Source organism: Mesorhizobium sp. M7A.F.Ca.CA.004.04.2.1, assembly GCF_004022825.1.
Classification (GTDB): Bacteria; Pseudomonadota; Alphaproteobacteria; order Rhizobiales; family Rhizobiaceae; genus Mesorhizobium.
In genome coordinates this window covers 1-480 of record NZ_RZPH01001766.1, presented here as the reverse complement: position 1 = coordinate 480, position 480 = coordinate 1, and the positions used below count along the sequence as shown (strand labels likewise).

The following is a 480-nucleotide window of genomic DNA, read 5'->3' as shown; positions in this document are numbered from 1 at the left end:
GGCGCCGGCGTCGGTTTGGATAGCCGCCGGTGGGTATCGAGCATCATCGGCGCAGGATGTGTCGACAAACGAAAACGGGGCCCGTCGAGGCCCCGTCATCATGTCGCAAGGATGCGCTCGATCAGAGCTTGTGCCAGGTCTGGCTCTTGCAGATCAGTCCGCCGAGCACGCAGCCGCTCATCTTGAGAGAGCTGCCCGACAATGTCGCCTTGCCCGAATAGGTCTTGTCGTTTGCCGGATCGGTGATGTTGCCGGCATATTTGTTGTCGCCTGTCGCCTTGAGCGAGCCGATGGTCTTGCCGGCATATTTCCCGGACTTGAGCGTGATGGAAAACGAGCCGCCGCCGGCGATGGCCGCGGTTTCGCCGGCCTGCGTCTTCCAATTGCCTTCGATCGGATCGGCCCATGCTGCACTCGCCACGATCAATGTGGCCGCAAGGGCCAGGCTCAGTTTTCGAAACATGTCTTCCTCCCTGTGGA

At 61.0% G+C, this 480-nt stretch carries 1 protein-coding gene; it reads right to left on the bottom strand.

Features of this window, described 5'->3' with window-relative positions:
- Positions 1-121: 121 nt before the first annotated feature.
- Positions 122-463, bottom strand: coding sequence for a DUF2147 domain-containing protein (locus EN893_RS37455; protein ID WP_127270988.1), 342 nt, complete (start codon positions 461-463; stop codon positions 122-124).
- Between the last annotated feature and the right edge of the window lie 17 nt (positions 464-480).

Excerpts from the sequence above, each read along its gene's own strand:
- EN893_RS37455 (WP_127270988.1), bottom strand. The coding sequence starts at position 463 with ATGTTTCGAAAACTGAGCCTGGCCCTTGCGGCCACATTGATCGTGGCG.